Source organism: Pseudomonas sp. MF08831, assembly GCF_059862645.1.
On record NZ_JCBCUX010000006.1, the window covers coordinates 139,924 to 157,121 of the forward strand.

Here is a 17,198-nt window from a genome sequence, read left to right on the forward strand (position 1 = left end):
GTTTTTCCGCTCTGGTTTGTTTTAGGTGTTGGCAGTGGTTTGAGGGTGCGTTGCAGCGAGCAGCGTGCGCCCGATGAAATCCGCAGGCCCGGTGACCCCTGGCAAGGTGAAGAAATACCCGCCGCCGACTGGCTTGAGGTACTCCTCCAGAGGCTCGCCGTTGAGCCGGGTTTGCACGCTGATAAAGCCTTTCTCCAGGTCAGCCTGGTAGCAGATGAACAACAGCCCCATGTCCAGCTGACCGTTTTTGTTGACGCCGTTGGAGTAGTTGAACGGCCGACGCAGGATCAGGTTGGCCTGAGTCTGCGGGGTGCGCGGGTTGGCCAGGCGGATGTGAGCATCGAGCTTGGTCAGCTTGCCTTCCGGGTCCTTGCTGTAGTCGGGAACCTGGGTTTCTTTGTCGCCATCCATGGGCGCGCCGGTGGGTTTGATGCGCCCGATAATGCTTTCCTGCTCTTGCAGCGGGGTACGGTCCCAGCGCTCGACGAAATTGCGGATGATGCGCACGGCCTGGTAGCTGCCGTTGGCGGCCCAGGCGGGTTCGTCGCTGCCGGGCTGCACCCAGACAATCTGGTCCATGGCCTTGTCGTCGTTGGAGTTCGGGTTGGCCGAACCGTCACGAAAGCCGAGAAAATTACGCGCGCTCTGCGCAGGCTCGCCGGGTTTGGCTGGCGCCTGCGGCGGCACGCTGCCTTCCTGTTTCCAGCGCACCAGCAACAGGTCCGGCAAGTTTTTGACGATGTCGCGCAGGGCGTGGATATTGGTGTCCGGGGTGTTTGAGCTGAACTGCAGGCTCAGGTCGCCGTGGCACTGCGCCGGCTCCAATGCGTCGTTGGGGAAGCCGACCATGCGGCTCAGGCGCTTGGGTTTGACGGCGGTGAGGCCGAAGCGCTCATCGAACAGCGACTCGCCGACGGACACGGTGATGGTCAGGTTATCCGGCGTGACCACCGGGCCCAGAATGCCGGAATCGGTAGGCGGCAGTTTCGGGTCGACCTGCGGCACGGTGCCGCCGGTCATCAGGAAGCTGATGCGCTCGTTCAATGTGCGAAACAGACGCTCCAGGTCTTCGCGATCAGTGGCCAGTACGTCGAATGCCACCAGCATGCCGCAGGCCGGGCGTGGGGTGACGATGCCGCTCTGGTGCTTGCCGAAAAAATCCTGGTGGTCCTGCGTCTTGTCACTGCGCGGTGCAGTGGTGACTTGCTCGGCCGCCGCAGCCGCCATGGCCGGGCAGCTCAAGCTGCTGCCGGCAATCGCGGCGCCGGTGGCCGCCATGCCCAACAGGACACGGCGACGTTGCGGGGAAAACTGTTCTGAATCACTCATGTAGTAGGTCGTCTTCACTGCAGGCCGGAAAGGCCAAGGGCGGGGTCGATTCCATCGAGTGCAACGGCCAGAGCCTTGGCCTTGTCGGCGATCTGCTTGCGCTGATCGGCCGTAACGCTGTCGTAGCGGCTGTACTGGCCGTCGACTTTCAACGCATTGAGCGCGGTATCGAAGGCGGCGAGGGCGCTGTCGATTTTCGGCAGCAGGTCAGCTGCGGATTTGGTCAGCAACGGGCGCATCAGCTCGACCACCTTGTGGGCGGCTTCCAGGTTGGCGGCAAAGCCATTCAGGTCGATGTGGCTGTAGCGTTCCTCTTCACCGCTGGCGGCGCGTACATCCGCCAGGCTGTTGAGGTTGCGCACCACAATGCTCACCAGTTGTTCCGGCGGCAGCGATTGGGCCAGCAGTTGTTGCTTGAGCGTGGTGACGTCGGCGACCAGGCGTTGCGCGATCGGGGCCAGGCCCTCCAGGCTGTGCTGCTGGAACAGGCTGTATTCGAGGCGATGGAAGCCGCTGAACGCCGGGTCTTGCTCGCGTTTTTCAAAGTAGTCGGCGCGTGCGTTGATGGCGTTATCCAGCTCGGCCAGGCGTTGCGAAGCCGGCGCCAGGCGCTGGTAGGCCTCACGGGCTGGCACGTAGAGCGCCTGCGCCTGAGCCAGGTCGCCGGCTTCAATGGCCTGCGCCAGCGCCGTAACGGCCTTGACCAGCGCACTGCCCTGGCCGCTCAGGTACACGCGGAACTCCGACAGCGGGCCGATAAACGCCACCATCGACGGCTTGGCCTTGGCCTGGGCGTCGGACTCAGCCGTCGGCGTCACGTGCAACGTGCCGCGCGGGTTGCTCAACAGCCCGCAGGTGATTGCATAGTCGCCGGGCAGCAGGTTGGCGTTGATCACCTGGCTCAGGCCGGGGGCGATATTTTCGCGCTCCTCGATCACCAGCACGCCGTCGAGGATTTCCCACTCCACTGCGCGGTCGGAGCGGTTGATGATGCGAAAGCTCGCGTGCCCGGCGGGCACGGTCAACGCGTTGGGTTCGCAGGCGTGGCCATGGATGGTCACTGCGATTTCATTGTGGTTGGTCTGACGTTTGGCGGCGGCCAATTGCGAGGCGTAATAGAACAGCGCACCGGCGCCGATCATCACGACCACCGAGCCGGCCACCGCCCAGCGCAAGGCGCGGGAAGGCAGAGCCGGTTGAGGGGTTGGGTTGGACAAGAGACGGTCCTTACTGGCTGGAAACGGAAGAGGTGTTAGCGACAGGCTTGGGTGGGGCGGACGGCAGGAAGAACATCACCAGCGCCACCACCAGGTAAATCAGATACGCGCCCAGGGTGCTGATGGTCGGTGCATCCTGATAGCCGAACATCCCGGCCAGCACCGAGCCCAACGGGCCATCCATCGGCAGTGTCGCGCTGAAATCGAACAAGACGGTTTGCAGGTGGTTCCACACCCCGGCTTCGTGCAGGGCTTGTACCGAGTTGGCGAGGATGCCGGCGGCCACCACCAGGATGAACAAGCCGGTCCAGCGAAAGAACGCACCCAGGTTCAAGCGCATGCTGCCGGTGTAGATCAGGAAACCGACGACGATCGCCAGGATCAGGCCGAGCAGGGCGCCAATCGGCGCGCCCGGGCCTTCGCTCTGCTGGAACACCGCGAGCAGGAAGAACACCGTCTCCAGGCCTTCACGGGCCACGGCGAAAAACACCATGGCAATCAGCGCGATCACCTGATGCTTGGAGCCGGCCAGCGCGTGGTCCAGGGATTCGTGCAGGGAATGCTTGATGGAGCGCGCTACTTTGCGCATCCAGAACACCATCGAGCTGAGAATGCCGACGGCCACCAGGCCGACCACACCTTCGAACAATTCCTGTTGTTTTTGCGGGAATTCGGCGCTGACCAGCTCCAGGCCACCGCCCACCAGCAGGGCCAGGGCAGCGGCGAGGAACACGCCGATCCATACTGCGGGCATCCACTGACCGCGGCCGGTTTGTTGCAGGTAACTGGCGATGATGCCAACGATCAATGCTGCTTCAATGCCTTCGCGCAGCATGATTAGAAAGGGAACGAGCATTCGGCACCGCATCATGACTGGATAGGATGCTAATTTGTAACATAATGATACTCATTACTAAACAGGCAATGTTGCGCTTTGCTGAACTGCGGCTGAACGGTGGTGGCGAATCGCAACCGCCCTTATGATGCACCCCATCTTCATGTACAGCCGATAAGCCCATTTCCCATGTCGGAAAAAGACAGCATTTCCATCCACCTCGTGCGCGAAGCCCTGTTGCAGAGCTGCGCGCCGGGGGCGGCCACGGTTGAAGCGTTGAGCAAGGTCGGGATTGATCCGGCCTGGCTCGAGCAGCCCGGTGCCCGCGTGCCGGCCACCGCTTACGCGCGCTTGTGGCGGTTGCTGGCGCGGCGCACGGATGATGAATTTTTTGGGATGGACCCGCGCAAGCTCAAGTCCGGCAGCCTGGCGTTCCTGTGCCGCGCCGCCATGGCGCAACCCAATCTGGGCGCGGCCCTGCAAACCGGCCTGGGGTTTCTGTCCCTGATGCTTGAGCAAATGCCCGCGCAGTTGGTGCACCAACAGAGCCTGGCGGAAATCGTGTTGGCTGAACCTGCGCCCAAACGCGCGTTTACCTACTTCACCTATTGGATGATTGTGCACGGCGTCGCCTGTTGGCTGGCCGGCCGGCGCATCCCGATCCTTGCGATTGAGCTGCGCTGTGCGCAGCCGGACTTTTACGACGATTACCGGGTGATGTTCTCTGACAACCTGCGTTTTGATCGGCCGCGCACACGCATGATCTTTTCTGCAGACTGCCTGGACCTGCCGATCAAGCGCAGCCCGGAAGAACTCAAGCGCTTTCTTGCCCATGCGCCGGCCAACATATTGGTCAAGTACCGCGACCCGGATAGCCTCGCCACGCGGATCAAGCACGATCTACGCCAGATGTCGCCCGACCTGTGGCCGGAAACCGACGGCCTAGCGGCCAGTCTGTGTATTTCCGCCTCGACCCTGCGCCGCCGTCTGGCAGATGAGGGCCAGACTTATCAAGGGCTCAAGGACAGCGTGCGCAAGGAACTGGCGATCGTCTGGCTGGCCGAAGCGAATATCAGCTTTGCCGAGATTGCTGCGCGGCTGGGGTTTGCCGATGCCAGTTCGTTCTACAAGGCATTTCGCAAGTGGTCGGGATCCAATCCCGGGCATTACCGTAGTTTGATCCTGAATGAGGCGAGTTGAAGGTGCGAGGAAAATGAGACACTACAGGTGTGTTCTTCTGCGGAAGTTAGCTTGTTTGCGAAGGCATCGCCCGGATGCATTATCACGCAGAGGGGGGCAAATGATTAAAATTTTTCATCTGTGCTGTCATTGCAACGAAGAAAGCAATCCTCGTCCTCGTCCTCGAGTGAGTCGGTATAGAAATATCGTAAATCAGTGTAATTATAATTACTATCAATGACTTTGCTTAACGCTTTTAATCCCAGGTTGGGGTCGTTGGACCTAAGTGTTATATTGCCCCCTGCATACTCTTTTTCAAGTTCGCTAAATAACGTTTTCTCAAATATACCCCAAGCCTCGAAAGAAATTAAATTTGAAGACTCCATCATGAAGGCTTTGAGGTCCGGCCAGCTTAGAAAACCTTCTGCTTGCGCGGAACAAAATGTACTAAGAAACTGGATTGCATCCTCAGATTGAGCGCCGATTGATGCGCCGTGCCCATCGGGAGAGTATTCGATGATGACGTTTTTTATAATTCTATCTAAAATTGAGTTGTTTGGAATGTCAATAGTATGAGCAAAACGTTCGAGCATTTTAAAGGGGGCGATATTGACGATCGTGATAAAGTATGGTGCTAGCGTATCTTTGCGTTCATTTTTCCATAAAAAAGCAAAGCCGTTATTGCCCTGTTCTCGCCCTTTGGCAGCGACATACTTAGCTGCTGTTTTCATTTGCTCAATGTAGATGTCAATACGGTTTCTCGCGCCACCGGAGTAGAGGTTCATATCATATAGTGATACATGGAATCCTCCTAAATGCTCCTCGCTTAAAGAGACAGCGAGACTTCCCTCTATCATTTCATTAGGCGGGACTAACTCCAACATGATTTCTTTGTTTTGTTCGATCGGTCTTAGGCATAAAACACACTTGTTCCCCCACACTATTTCATTAAATATATAATGTTTGAGTAAAGCTGGCCAATGCGTGGATACGACAATGCTGAGTACGTCAGAGCCAGCAATAAGAGGGAGGTATTGTTTGATTTCAGCAGTATAGGCGCCTAGCTCGGTGCCTGCTTGTCGCGAGGGGCCAGCCAAGTTTTTCAGTTCAATAATTACTACGGCTTCACTCTCGGTGGAGTAAAGAATGAAATCTGGCTTTAGTATGTCTGAGGGATCAAGGGATATTTTCGTTGGCGGAAATGACTATATTTTGGTTGAGCGCTTTTAAGCAGAACTCATAGCTCTTCGTTATAGACTCCTCTTCCGTTGTTGTGGGCGGTGGAACATCACTTGAAATGAGTAGCTCTGAAAAGCCATCAACGCACTTTAGCTGTTTCTCCATCCAGCTCTGCATTGCTGCTTCATTTTTAAAAAGCGCCATAAACCATCCATTGTTAAATATTTCAACGAGCCTGTGATTTCAACAGAATTTTGGATTGTTACCAAGAGGGGAGCAAAAATATTTCAACTGTTTGATCCGGCTTTCTGTTCAAGTACTTAGGTACCTCACCTGCTTTTTCTACCTCAACACCTGCTGGCGTGAAAGGATGAGAGTCATAGACAGTACCCAATAGATCCTTGGTAACATCGTTAAACCGATGAATTTATTGGTGGTGTTGTCGTTGGCATGTCCTGTGTAGCCTATGCGATAGCGCTTTTAGCAGCGGAGTAGTCAAAAAAAGCCCCACGACCGAAGGGGGCGTGGGGCTAAAAATTGGCTGGATGCGACCAACCAAAGGAGCGCTTTACATCATTTACTGCTGGCGACCACCGTGTCCGGCTGCCAGCCACCACCGAGGGCCTTGTAGATCGCGACAATCCCGCGATACAAGTCCACTTCGGCCTGGGCCTGGGAGTCTTCAGCGGCCAGACGCTCACGTTGCGCGTCAAGCAGCACCAGGAAATCCACCGTGCCTTCGCGGTAGCGGATCGCCGCAAGGTCGGCCGCCGCGCGACTTGATTCACTCTGACGGATCAGCGAGACCAGGCGCTGCTGGCGTTTGCCGTAATCACTGAAAGCATTTTCCGATTCTTCCAACGCCAGCAGCACTTGTTGCTCATAGGTTGCCAGGGCGCCATCGGCCTCGGCGTTCGCGCCGCGCAACCGCGCTCGCACGCTGCCCAGGTCAAACGCCGCCCAAGTGATGCTTGGGCCGAGGGACCAGGCATTCGCTGCGGCAGACCCGATCTGCGAACCGCGTCCGGCCGTAAAGCCGAGGAAGCCGCTGAGGCTGACCCGTGGGAACAGGTCGGCCTTGGCCACGCCGATACGCGCGGTGGCGGCCGCCAGTTTGCGTTCGGCACTGAGGATGTCCGGACGACGCTGCAGCAGCTGCCCCGGGTCGCCAATGGGCAACGCCTTGGCAATCGCCGGCAGGTCTTTGGGGCTCAGGTCCACAGTCAGCTTGTCGGGGCGCTGGCCGAGGAGGGTGGCGATGCGGTTACGCTCGCGCACTTGCTCGGCCTGCAGTTGCGGCACGCTGGCTTCAACCGCGGCCAGGCGTGCGTCGGCGCGTTCCACATCGAGCTGATCACCGACGCCGGCATCGCGCAGGCTGACGGTAATGGTGCGCGATTCCTGCTGGTTCTTCAGGTTGTCCAGGGCGATGCGTTCACGCAATTGCGCACCGCGCAGTTGACCGTAGGCGTCCACCAGCTCGGCAATCATGGTGACTTGCAGTTGGTACAGGTCGGCTTCGGCAACCTGTTGGTCAGCATCGCTGGCTTCCAGGTTGCGGCGGATGCGGCCGAACAAATCCACTTCCCAGGCCATGTCCAGGCCCAGGTCGTAGCGCTCGCTGTTGACGCGCTTGGTGGTCTGGCCCGGGATCTGGCCTTTGCCCACGTCGCTGCTGGCACGGCTGGTGACCACTGGCATGATGTCGTTGGCCGCGTCATCGCGAATTGCACGCGCCGCCCGCAGACGGGCAAAGGCTACGCGCAAGTCGCGGTTACCGTTCAACGACTGGGTCACCAGTTGGTCGAGGGTCGGGTCGTCGAACTGCTGCCACCAGATGCCTTCGTACTTGGCGTGGTCATAACTTTTGGTGTCGGCGGCGGCCGTGATGTTGGCCGCCTCCAATTTCTCGGTTTTGTAGTCCGGGCCCACGGCACAGGCGCTCAGCGCCAATACCAGCAAGCTCGGCAGGAATACTTTCACGCTCATTGCTGTGTCTCCAGCTTCAAGGCCTTGGCCGCTTTGCGCGCTTCCTGGCGCTCCACATAGCGACGGATCAGTACGTAGAACACTGGCGTCAGCAACAGACCGAAGAAGGTCACGCCGATCATCCCGGAGAACACCGCCACACCCATGGCATGACGCATCTCGGCACCGGCACCGCTGGACAACACCAGGGGCACCACGCCCATGATGAACGCGAACGAGGTCATCAGAATCGGGCGCAGACGCAAGCGGCAGGCTTCCAGTACCGCGGCCAGTGGGTCGAGCCCCTCGGCCTGTTTATCCTTGGCGAATTCGACGATCAGAATCGCGTTCTTACACGCCAGGCCCACCAGTACGATCAAGCCGATCTGGGTGAAGATGTTGTTGTCGCCGCCCGAGATGATTACCCCGGTAATGGCCGACAGCAGCGTCATCGGTACGATCAGGATCACCGCCAGTGGCAGGCTCCAGCTTTCGTATTGGGCGGCCAGTACCAGGAACGCCAGCAGTACGCAGAGCGGGAACACGAACAGCGCGGTGTTGCCCGAGAGGATTTGCTGATAAGTCAGGTCAGTCCACTCGTAGGTCATGCCGTTGGGCAGTTCCTCTTTCAGCAGTTTCTCAATCGCGGCCTGGGCCTGGCCGGAGCTGTAGCCCGGTGCGGCGTTGCCGTTGATTTCAGCGGTGATAAAGCCGTTGTAGTGCATCACGCGGTCCGGGCCCGAGGTGTCGCTGACCTTGATAAAGGTCGCCAGCGGGATCATCTCGCCCTTGTTGTTACGCACTTTCAGCTGGCCGATCTGGTCTTCATCCTGACGGAACTGTTGCTCGGCCTGCACGTTGACCTGATAGGTACGCCCGAAGCGGTTGAAGTCGTTGGCATACAACGAACCCAGGTAGATCTGCAGGGTGTCGAAGATGTCGCTGACGGCCACGCCGTGGGTCTTGGCTTTTTCGCGGTCGATGGCTGCATCAACCTGCGGCACGTTGACCGTGTAGCTGGTGAACAGGCCGAACAACTCAGGCACGCCACGGCTTTTGGTGATGACGTTCTGCACATCTTTGTACAGCTCGTCGTAACCCAGGTTGCCACGGTCCTCGATCTGCAGACGGAACCCGCCAATCGTGCCCAGGCCCTGTACCGGCGGCGGCGGGAAGATCGCCATGTAGGCTTCTTCGATGCTGCTGTACTTGCCGTTCAGTGCACCGGCAATCGCGCCGGCCGACAGGCTCGGGTCTTTACGTTCATCGAACGGCTTCAAGGTCACGAACACGATGCCGTTGTTCGGGCTGTTGGTAAAACCGTTGATCGACAGGCCGGGGAAGGCGATCGCGCTTTCCACGCCCGGCTGCTTCATGGCGATGTCCGACATGCGCTTGATCACATCTTCGGTGCGGTCCAGGCTCGCGGCGTCCGGCAATTGCGCGAAGGCCACCAGGTACTGCTTGTCCTGGGCCGGTACGAAACCGGTGGGGGTATGGGCGAAACCCAACCAGGTCAGCACCATCAGCCCGGCGTACAGGAACAGCGCGATGCCGCTGCCGCGAATCACCCGGCGTACGGTGCCGACGTAACCATGGCTGGCCTTCTCGAAGAATCGGTTGAACGGACGGAACAACCAGCCGCCGAACACCTTGTCGAGTGCCTTGGAAAAACGGTCCTTGGGGGCGTTATGACCCTTGAGCAAGACGGCAGCCAGGGCCGGGGACAAGGTCAGCGAGTTGAACGCCGAGATCACCGTCGAAATCGCAATGGTCAAGGCGAACTGCTTGTAGAACTGCCCGGTCAAGCCGCTGATAAACGCTGCCGGAATGAACACCGCACACAGCACCAACGCAGTGGCGATGATCGGGCCGGTCACTTCGCTCATGGCTTTTTCAGTGGCCGGGAACGGTTCCAGTCCCAACTCGATGTTACGTTCGACGTTCTCCACCACCACGATGGCGTCGTCCACCACGATACCAATCGCCAACACCAGTCCGAACAGCGACAGCGCATTGAGCGAGAAGCCAAACAGGTGCATCACCGCAAAGGTACCGATCAACGAAACCGGCACTGCCACCAACGGAATGATCGACGCGCGCCAGGTCTGCAGGAACAGGATCACCACCAGCACTACCAGGATCAGTGCTTCAAACAGGGTATGAACCACGGCTTCGATGGAACCGCGCACGAAGACCGTCGGGTCATAGGCGATGCGGTAATCCATGCCTTCCGGGAAGCTCTGTTTCAGCTCCGCCATCTTGGCGCGCACTTCATTGGAGATGTCGATGGCGTTGGAGCCCGGGCGCTGGAAGATCGGGATCGCCACAGCCGGCTGGTTGTCGATCAACGAACGCAGGGCGTACTGGCTGGAACCCAGCTCAACCCGCGCGATGTCTTTCAACCGCGTGATTTCGCCGTTGGCGCCGGCACGAATCACGATATTTTCGAACTCTTCCTCAGTGACCAGGCGGCCCTGAGTGTTGACCGACAGTTGGAAGCTGGTGTCATTGGGCGCAGGTTGCGCGCCCAATGCACCGGCCGCCACCTGGCGGTTCTGCTCGCGAATGGCCGTGACCACATCCGTGGCGGTCAGGTTGCGCGAGGCGGTCTTGTTCGGGTCCAGCCACACACGCAGGGAGTAGTCGCCCATGCCGAACAACTGCACGTCGCCCACACCGCCCAGCCGCGCCAACTCATCCTTGATGTTGAGGATCGCGTAGTTGGACAGGTAGAGCATGTTGTAGCGCTGATCCGGGGAGGTGATGTGCACCACCATGGTCAGGTCGGGAGACGCCTTGTCTACGGTGATACCGATGCGCGTCACTTCCTCAGGCAGTTTTGGCTGAGTCCGTGTCACACGGTTCTGCACCTGTACCTGCGCGTTGTCCAGGTCGGTGCCCAGGGCAAAGGTGATGGTCAGGGTCAGTTTGCCGTCGGCGGTCGACTGCGAGGACATGTACAGCATGTTCTCGACGCCGGTGATGGCTTGCTCCAGCGGAGCGGCCACGGTTTCACCGATGACTTTAGGGTTGGCGCCCGGAAAGTTGGCGCGTACCACGACGGTCGGCGGTACCACTTCCGGGTATTCGCTGATCGGCAGCTGGAACAGCGAGATCGCGCCGGCAATCAGGATCAACAGCGACAGCACCGCTGCGAAGATCGGCCGCGAAATGAAGAACTTGGAAAAATTCATCTTGAGTTGTATCCCTTAACCGCGTGGAGTCGCGACGCTGGCAACTTTGGGCGCGGCTTTATCCGGCGCCACTTGTTCCAGGTTGCTGGCTTCAAGCGCTTGTCGTTGTTGTGCCAAGGCGGCGAGGGTTTCCTTGCTGGCCATCGGGATCGTTTCCGGTGCAACCGGCGACCCCGGGCGAATACGCTGCAAGCCCTTCACGACGATGGTGTCGTCCTTGTTCAAACCGCTGCGCACGATGCGCAGGCCTTCGATCTTCGGCCCCAGTTCCACCGAGCGATACGCAGGCTTGTCGCCGTCCATCACCAGCACGAACTTCTTGCCAAGGTCAGTGCCGACGGCTTCATCGTTGATCAGCACGGCGGAGTAAGTGCCGCTGCCGACCAGCTTCAAGCGTGCATACAGGCCTGGGGTGTATTCGCCCTTGCTGTTATCGAACACGGCGCGACCACGGATGGTGCCGGTGGCCGGGTTGACCTGGTTGTCGACGAAGTTCATCTGGCCCAGGTGCGGGTTGCCGGTTTCGTTGGACAGGCCCAGGTACACCGGAGTGGTTGCACCGCGACGGCCTTCGCGCGCCAGCTGGGTGTACTTGAGGTACACGCGCTCATCGGCGTCGAAGTAGGCGTAGACCTTGTCGGTGGAGACCACACTGGTCAGCGCGGTGACGTCGGCGGTCACCAGGTTGCCGGCGGTGATTTCGGCACGGCTGACACGGCCGCTGATCGGTGCGGTCACGCGGGTAAAGCTCAGGTTCAACTTGGCCAGGTCCAGCTGCGCCTGAATCCCGGCCACTGCGGCGCGGGCTTCCTGGGCGGCGGTGGTGCGCGAGTCGGCCAGTTCGGCGGAGATCGCATTGCTCTGACGCAGGCGGTCGCCACGTTGCGCTTCGTTATCGCTACGGGTGGCGGCGGCTTTGGTTTGGGCAAGCTGGGCTTCGAGGCGGCGCACTTCAGCCTGGAACGGACGCGGGTCGATCTGGAACAGCAAGTCGCCCTTTTTCACCAGGGCGCCTTCAGTGAAGGCCACTTGATCGATCTGGCCGGACACGCGCGGACGAATCTGCACGGTTTCCGGAGCTTCCAGGCGACCGGTGAATTCGTCCCACTCGTTGACCGGTTGTTCGAGCACCTTGGCCACACTGACTTTCGCAGGAGGCATGGCGGCCGCTTGTTCCGGGGTCTTGCCGCATGCGCTCATCACCACCACGGCCAAAATCGCCAAGGGGAAGCGCAAATGTTTGAGTGACTGTTCCATGAAGTGCATCCGCCAATGTATTGAGATGGGCGGATCATGCGCGGCGAGGTGCTATGTCACGAATCGAATGAAGCAAAGGTAACTATCATTCGGAATGATATAAGCGCGAGATTAGCCCTCTAGGATGCGGGTTTCGTTAGGGAGCTATCAATAGGAGTGATGACAAAAGACTGTTGCGCGGGCTGCAAGGAACGCCCGCGCGGTTTTTCAGTCCAGCAGGCGGCTGACTTCGCGCAAACGCACCTCGCTCAGGTTGCCGGTGGAGGCCAGCAGGTTCAATTGGGCCAGCAAGATGCTGTAGCGCTGCTGGGCCAAACGCTGCTGGGTGTCGGTGACTTTCTGCTGCGCATCCAGCACGTCGGTGTTGATGCGTGAGCCGGCTTCAAAGCCGTGGGTGACCGACGCCAGGTTAACCTGGCTGGACTTGAGCGCCTGCTTGAGCGCCTGGTATTGGCTCATGCCGCTGGTGACTTGCAGGTACGCCTGGCGCGCCATCAACCCGGCGTTGCGGCGCGCGTCTTCAACCTCATCCAGGGCCTTGCTTTGCAGCGCATGGGCTTCGCGCACGCGGCTGCTGGTGCGGCCACCGCCGTAAAGCGGCACGCTCAACTTGACCCCGACCACGGTCTGGTTATAGCGGTTTTCCGGCAGCGTGACGTCGTACACATCGCCACCCACCGAGGCAAAGCGGCCGTGGGCGGCGATCAGGTCGAGGGTCGGCAAGTGGCCGGCCTGTTCCTTGTCGATGTCCATTTCGGCCAGGCGCTGGGTGATCTGCGCACGCTGCACGGCCAGGTTGCCTTGTTGCGCGGTGCTTGCCCATTCGCCGATGGCCGCAGGCACCGGGGCGCTGAATTGCGGCTCCTTGCCCGACCACGGCCGCGCCTGAGCGGCGGTCAATTGGGTCAGCGTTTCAGTGGCGATGTCCAGCGCGCCGCGTGCGGCAATCTGCTCGGCGAAGGCCTGGTCGTACTTGGCCTGCACCTGTTCGAGCGCATTGGCGGTAGCGGCGCCGTCGGCCAGTAAACGCCGTGTGCGGTCCTGGCTCTCCTGCAAGGTTTGCAGTTGTTGTGTGCGGGTGTTCAACAGCTCCTGGTTGAGCAATACCTCAAAATAGGCGCGGGCCACGCGCAGCATCAGGTCCTGGCGCGCCTGTTCGGTCTGCACCTCGCTGGCGCTGATCAGCAATTTGCTTTGGTCGTGGGCGATCACGTTCTGCCAGCGCAACAGCGGCTGAGTGAGCACCACCGCGTAAGCATTGGTGTTGTTGCGGTTACGGTGGTAATCGTTGGAATCCTCGGCATCGACCCAGGCGGCGCCGCCCGTGACGGACAAGTCCGGCAGCAGGTTGGCGCGGCTTTGCGGTTCTTTTTCCGCCGTGGCCAGTTGCTGGGCCTGGGCGGCGGCGAACTTCATGTCGTGGCTCAGCGCTTTTTGATATAGCTGGTACAAGTCCTCTGCCGACGCGTAGGTCGGGCAGCAGGCGAGGGCAAGCCCGCCCAGGCAGGTGAGCAGGGTGAGGTGTTTTAGATGCAGCCCTGGAATACGCAAGGGTAGGTGCTCCACAAAAAAATTATCGGCTGAGGGTGCTTCTGCGCATCATCAGCACCATGGGAATGCCGATGGCCATAACGGCGCCCAAGGTGCCGAACAGCATGCTGAAGGCCAGCATTTGCGCTTGTTCACGCGCTTGCAGGTAAGGCATCAAGGCCAGGGCTTGTTGATGGCTGGCAAGGCTGAGCGAGAGGAACAGCGGGTTGGATTCCACGCCGCCCCAACCATTGGCGATCAGGCTGGACTCGGTCACGTGCTCGGAGAGCAGGCGATAGCGCTCCCACGAAAACCGTGTGAGCAGCGTTGCAGCGATGGCGATGCCGACGCTGCCGCCCAGTTGGCGCATCAGGTTCAATACGCCCGAGGCGCCGGAGATCAACGTCAACGGCAGGCGGCGCATCGCCAGGTTGGTCAGCGGCACGAAGATCATGCCCAGGCCCAGCCCGCGGATCACCAGCGGCCAGTACAGCGTGTCCGGGTTGCTGTCGAGGGTGAACTGGGTGTGCAGGAACATCGCGTAGCAGTACATGACGATGCCCAAGGTCACGAACACGCGTTCGTCGATCTTGTTTTCCTGGGACAGCTTGCCGATCACCAAGGTACTGATGGCGCTGGCCACCGCCCCGGGGAAAATCACCAGCCCGCTCTGGTACGCGCTTTGCGCCAGCAACGTCTGCAAAAACAGCGGCACCATGAACAAGGTGCTGTACAGCCCGAAGCCCACGCAAAATGCGCAGATGCAGCCCATCAGGAACTCGCGGTTCTGAAACAGCGCGACGTTGACGATTGGGTTGGCCGCGCGCCGTTCCCACCAGAAAAACCCCACCAGGCTGAAGCTGCTGAGCAACAGGCAGGCCACGGTCCAGTTGGACTCCAGCCAGTCCCAATGCTCGCCGCGCTCGAGCAGGATCTGCAAACTGCCGACCCCCAGCGCCAACAGGCAGAAACCGCTGTAGTCAACACTGCTGGGTTTTTGCTCGTTGGCCGAATCGCCGATGCACAGCCAGCACAGCAACAGGGCCACGGCGCCGATGGGCACGTTGATCAGGAAGATCCAGTGCCATGACAACGTGTCGATCAGATAGCCGCCGACCGTCGGCCCAAGGGTCGGCCCCATCATTACGCCGACGCCGTACAGCGCCATGCCGCTGCTGACCTTTTCCTTGGGGAACACGTCGTAGATGATCGCCTGGGAAATCCCCAGCAAGCCGCCGCCCGCCAACCCCTGCAGCACCCGAAATGCCACCAGTTGCCACAGCTCAGCGGAGAACGCGCAGCCTACCGACGCCAGCACAAACACGGCCGTGGAGACCAGGTAATACCGGCGCCGCCCGAACCAGGCAGACAGCCAGCCGCTGACCGGCAGAATCACCACGTTGGCCACCACGTAGCCGGTGGAGACCCACGAGATTTCATCGACCGACGCCCCGTAGGTGCCCATCAGGCTGGGAATCGCCACGTTGACGATGGTGACGTCCAGCAACTCCATCATCGACACCAGCGTCACGGTGAACGCAATCAGGTACGGCGACCTCATAGCGTTTGGCTGGCGTTGTGTGGCGTGGCGACTTCGACAAAGGCGCTCATGCCGGGGCTCAACACGGCCTTGTAGTCATCCGGCACATCTTTGAGCGCAATCCGCACCTGGACGCGCTGCACCACCTTGGTGAAGTTGCCCGTGGCGTTTTCCTGGGGCAGCAGCGAGAACTTCGCCCCGGTCGCCGGTGCCAGGCTTTCGACCACGCCGTCGAAGGCGTGGCCGGGAAACGCATCCACCGTGACCTTGGCGTGTTGGCCGACGCGCACGCGGCCAACTTGGGTTTCCTTGAAGTTGGCGGTGATCCACAGCGGGTCGGTGGCAATCAGGCTCAAGAGCTTCTGGCCGGCGACCACGAACTGGCCGGGTTCAACCTCTTTTTTCGAGACAATACTGCGCACCGGCGCAGTCTGGCGGGCGTCATGCAATTTGATGCGGGCTTGCTCGAGTTCGGCTTGCGCCGCCGCGATCCGATAGTCCTGCACCTTGAGTTCGGCCTTGTTGGCCAGCGTGCTTTGCGCGGCGGCCTGGGCATTGCTGCGGGCCGCTTCCTGGGCATGGCTCAACGCGTCGAAACGCGCCTTGGCCAGCTCCAGGTCCTGAGTGCTCAGCACACCCTGGGCGCCCAGGCGCCGGGCACGTTGGTAGTCGTTGCGCGCCTGCTCCAGGTTGGCGCTGGACTGCGCCAGCGCCGCTTGTGCGGCCTGGCGCATGGCGACTGCGCCGAGAATCTGACTGTCCAGCGCACCCGGGCTGCCGCTGCGTCCGGCGGCGGCGAGCAAGGCTTGCCACTGTGCTTCGCGCTGCTGCACCTGGTATTGATATTCGCTGTCGCGTATCTGAAACAGCAGGTCGCCGCTTTCCACGGTGACGTTATCCATCACCGGCACGCTCATCACCACACCCGAGAGCTTGGCCCGCACCGGGATGATCACGCCGTCGAGTTCGGCGTTGTCGGTGCTCACGTAGGCGCTGGAATACTGCCAGCGCTGCCAGCCGAGCAGCAGCAACCCACCCACCACGGCGACGCACAGTGTCATTTTTATAAGCTTGCCTTTGGTCATGTCCTACTCCCTGTGTTCATGCGAGGCTCAGACGCTGTGTTCAACCTGACGCACAGGGCGGTCAGTGGCGCGTTGCGCTTTTTCCTGGAGGAAGTGATGCACGCCATCCCACAGGTCGATGCGCGAGTTGATCGCGGTCTTGGCGCTTTCGATCATGTGTTGGTGTTGCGCGGGCGTGGTGACGATTTCGGCGATGATGCGCTTGGCCGCCGGGCCGTGGTCGTCGCCGTCCATTTCGATGTGGCGCTTGAGGTAATACGTGAGCATCGGCACATCGGTTTCACGCACCGACCATTGCGACAGCAGGCGGCCGAACATGTCGGGGATGATGTCTTCACGGCCAAAGAAGAAGTACGCCAGCACCGCTTCGGTCGAGCCGTGCTGCGCCACATCGAGGGTCTGGCACATGAACACTTTGGCGGCCAGCGGAATGTCGCGGTCGTTGAGGGCCTTGGCCAGCGGCACCTTGGCCTGGATGGCAGCGAGGAAGCGCCGGAACACCGAACTGTCGGCGCCGATTTCATCCATTGCCGTGAGGTACAGGTCTAGGTGGCTGATAAAGCCGCCGTCCGGGTGTTCGTCGGTTTCTTCGCCCACCACGATTTCATTGATCAAGCGCGCGGCGGTGATGTGCACCGGCGGCACCCACGGCAACTCGACGCAGGTCAGATCGCGCTGGATGCGCTTGAGCAAGGTCATGAAATCCCACACGGCGAACACGTGAAATTCCATCAGCGTGCGCACGTCTTCAACCGTGCGGATAGTGGCGAACAGCGGGTGGCTGAATAACTGCTTGCGTTCGGTTTCGATGTGGCTGTCGATATCAAAAGGCATACATGCTCCTGCAGCCTGAGTCTTCAGGCGGGAAATCCATTCGGAATG

At 60.2% G+C, this 17,198-nt stretch carries 13 protein-coding genes; 1 reads left to right on the forward strand and 12 read right to left on the reverse strand.

Annotated features, from left to right (window positions below):
- Window positions 1-21: 21 nt before the first annotated feature.
- The 3 genes from efeB to efeU are packed head-to-tail and all read right to left on the reverse strand — an operon-like array spanning window position 22 to window position 3,402.
- On the reverse strand, window positions 22-1,329 hold the full coding sequence (efeB, locus tag AC19YS_RS14570) for an iron uptake transporter deferrochelatase/peroxidase subunit (RefSeq protein ID WP_200624659.1): 1,308 nt from the start codon (window positions 1,327-1,329) through the stop codon (window positions 22-24).
- Between the two features lie 14 nt (window positions 1,330-1,343).
- A complete protein-coding gene (gene efeO / locus AC19YS_RS14575; RefSeq protein WP_200624660.1) occupies window positions 1,344-2,546 on the reverse strand; it encodes an iron uptake system protein EfeO in 1,203 nt (400 codons plus the stop codon).
- A 10-nt stretch (window positions 2,547-2,556) separates the two neighbouring features.
- Window positions 2,557-3,402: an iron uptake transporter permease EfeU gene (gene efeU / locus AC19YS_RS14580; RefSeq protein WP_106578070.1), complete on the reverse strand. Its 846-nt coding sequence runs from the start codon at window positions 3,400-3,402 to the stop codon at window positions 2,557-2,559.
- Between the two features lie 168 nt (window positions 3,403-3,570).
- Between efeU and AC19YS_RS14585 the strand changes: the two genes are divergently transcribed.
- Complete coding sequence (locus AC19YS_RS14585; protein ID WP_500602125.1) at window positions 3,571-4,581, forward strand: AraC family transcriptional regulator; 1,011 nt, start codon at window positions 3,571-3,573, stop codon at window positions 4,579-4,581.
- Between the two features lie 104 nt (window positions 4,582-4,685).
- On the opposite strand, the gene AC19YS_RS14590 is transcribed toward AC19YS_RS14585, so the two are convergent.
- The 9 genes from AC19YS_RS14590 to AC19YS_RS14630 all read right to left on the reverse strand — a co-directional run bounded on the left by AC19YS_RS14590 (window position 4,686) and on the right by AC19YS_RS14630 (window position 17,150).
- Entirely contained in the window at window positions 4,686-5,657 is a 972-nt protein-coding gene (locus AC19YS_RS14590) for a hypothetical protein (RefSeq protein ID WP_500602127.1), read from the reverse strand.
- 79 nt (window positions 5,658-5,736) lie between these two features.
- Window positions 5,737-5,943: a hypothetical protein gene (locus AC19YS_RS14595; protein ID WP_500602128.1), complete on the reverse strand. Its 207-nt coding sequence runs from the start codon at window positions 5,941-5,943 to the stop codon at window positions 5,737-5,739.
- 369 nt (window positions 5,944-6,312) lie between these two features.
- Entirely contained in the window at window positions 6,313-7,728 is a 1,416-nt protein-coding gene (locus AC19YS_RS14600) for an efflux transporter outer membrane subunit (RefSeq protein WP_200624663.1), read from the reverse strand.
- Window positions 7,725-10,904 carry an efflux RND transporter permease subunit gene (locus AC19YS_RS14605; protein ID WP_500602130.1) on the reverse strand — a complete coding sequence of 1,060 codons (3,180 nt, stop codon included), beginning with the start codon at window positions 10,902-10,904 and terminating at the stop codon, window positions 7,725-7,727. The genes AC19YS_RS14600 and AC19YS_RS14605 overlap by 4 nt, the downstream gene beginning before the upstream one ends.
- Window positions 10,905-10,919: 15 nt before the next feature.
- On the reverse strand, window positions 10,920-12,161 hold the full coding sequence (gene mexE / locus AC19YS_RS14610) for a multidrug efflux RND transporter periplasmic adaptor subunit MexE (RefSeq protein WP_106578163.1): 1,242 nt from the start codon (window positions 12,159-12,161) through the stop codon (window positions 10,920-10,922).
- Window positions 12,162-12,368: 207 nt separating this feature from the next.
- Window positions 12,369-13,712: a TolC family outer membrane protein gene (locus AC19YS_RS14615; RefSeq protein ID WP_179677543.1), complete on the reverse strand. Its 1,344-nt coding sequence runs from the start codon at window positions 13,710-13,712 to the stop codon at window positions 12,369-12,371.
- A 22-nt stretch (window positions 13,713-13,734) separates the two neighbouring features.
- On the reverse strand, window positions 13,735-15,252 hold the full coding sequence (locus AC19YS_RS14620; RefSeq protein WP_119740653.1) for a DHA2 family efflux MFS transporter permease subunit: 1,518 nt from the start codon (window positions 15,250-15,252) through the stop codon (window positions 13,735-13,737).
- A complete protein-coding gene (locus AC19YS_RS14625) occupies window positions 15,249-16,316 on the reverse strand; it encodes an HlyD family secretion protein (RefSeq protein WP_106578077.1) in 1,068 nt (355 codons plus the stop codon). Before AC19YS_RS14625 ends, AC19YS_RS14620 begins: the two co-directional genes overlap by 4 nt.
- Window positions 16,317-16,343: 27 nt before the next feature.
- A complete protein-coding gene (locus AC19YS_RS14630) occupies window positions 16,344-17,150 on the reverse strand; it encodes a DUF3050 domain-containing protein (protein WP_169366633.1) in 807 nt (268 codons plus the stop codon).
- Between the last annotated feature and the right edge of the window lie 48 nt (window positions 17,151-17,198).